At 66.7% G+C, this 1,294-nt stretch carries 2 protein-coding genes; both read left to right on the top strand.

The window, feature by feature from the left end; translation table 11 throughout:
* Positions 1 to 133 precede the first annotated feature (133 nt).
* Positions 134 to 973 (top strand): helix-turn-helix domain-containing protein, encoded by an 840-nt coding sequence (locus AB8Z36_RS39380; RefSeq protein ID WP_369218165.1) that lies wholly within the window; start codon positions 134 to 136, stop codon positions 971 to 973.
* Positions 957 to 1,220, top strand: a complete 264-nt coding sequence (locus AB8Z36_RS39375) for a DUF397 domain-containing protein (protein WP_369218164.1) — start codon at positions 957 to 959, stop codon at positions 1,218 to 1,220. The genes AB8Z36_RS39380 and AB8Z36_RS39375 overlap by 17 nt, the downstream gene beginning before the upstream one ends.
* The last annotated feature ends 74 nt before the right edge of the window (positions 1,221 to 1,294 follow it).

The raw sequence follows: 1,294 nt of genomic DNA, 5'->3' as shown, positions 1-1,294 counted from the left end.
CCCGTGCCGTCAGCGCCATGGTCTCTGCCTCTCACCAAGTGTTTCCGTTTGCTCACCCAGCGTGGCCGGTCCTGCGTACGCTGAACAGTTCACGCAACCCAACAACCCCCCATGTCAGATGGAGGCGTTGCGCATGACTCGTCCCAAGGACCTGGACCCCTCCTCCAACCCCCGCGCGCTCCTGGGCGCGGAACTCCGTCACGCCCGAGAACGGGCGGGCCTCAGCCAGGAGGCCCTCGGCGCCCCTCTGTTCGTCAGCGGTTCCTTCATCGGACAGTTGGAGGCCGGTACGCGGCGGATGCACCTGGAGTACGCGCGGCATTTCGACGCCGTGCTCGATACGGGGGGCTTCTTCGCCCGTAACTGCGGGGCGCTGGCGAAGTCCCGGTACCCCGATCACTTCGCGGAGGCGGCGGAGGCGGAAGCGGTCGCGACGGCGATCCGGGAGTACGCGCCGCAGTTGATCCCGGGGCTGTTACAGACCCAGGGGTATGCACGAGCGGTGTTCTGTGATGGACGACCGTCAGCGACGGACGGTGAAATCGACGCACTGGTCGCAGCTCGCCTGGATCGGTCACGTCTACTCGACGACCCAACAACCCCGTTGTTGTGGACGATCCTTGACGAGTCGATCCTGCGCCGCGAGGTAGGTGGCCCGTCCGTCATGGCCGAGGCATTGCGGCACGTGGCCACGCTGGGCCGCAAACGCCGGGTAATTGTGCAGGTGCTGACATTTGCAGCCGGGGGGCACATGGCCATGGAGGGACCGCTCAAGCTGATGGTCTGTCCGGACGCTGCGCCTCTCGTCTACCTGCAAGGCTTTCGGACAGGTCGGCTTGAGGATGACCCCGCCAGCGTCGCGCAGTACGAACTCGCCTACGACCTGCTCGGGGCCAGCGCGCTCTCCCCCCGGGAATCCCTGGCCCTGATCGAGTCTGTGGCACAGGATTACGCACATGAAGAGCAGCCCTGACTACGACCTCGACACCACCTTCTGGCAGAGGTCCACTTACAGCGACGGCAGTGGCGGCAACTGCCTGGAAGTCGCCCGCTGGCGCAAGTCCACCCACAGCGGAGCGAGCGGTGGCGACTGCCTCGAAGTAGCCGACGGGCACCCGGCGATCGTCCCCGTCCGGGACTCGAAGAACCCCATGGGCCCGAAGCTCGTGTTCCGGGCCACCGCCTGGTCGGCGTTCGTCGAGAACCTCAAGGCGGGCTGACCCGGCCACCGCCCCGAAGCTCAAGTCCCGCGCTCCGAGCCCTCTTTGAGTGGAACGGGAGGCGGGTCTCACCC

It is taken from the genome of Streptomyces flavofungini (assembly GCF_041028215.1).
Lineage (GTDB): Bacteria > Actinomycetota > Actinomycetes > Streptomycetales > Streptomycetaceae > Streptomyces > Streptomyces flavofungini_B.
The sequence above is the reverse complement of the archived record's forward strand: the minus strand, read 5'-3'. Positions and strand labels throughout refer to the sequence as shown.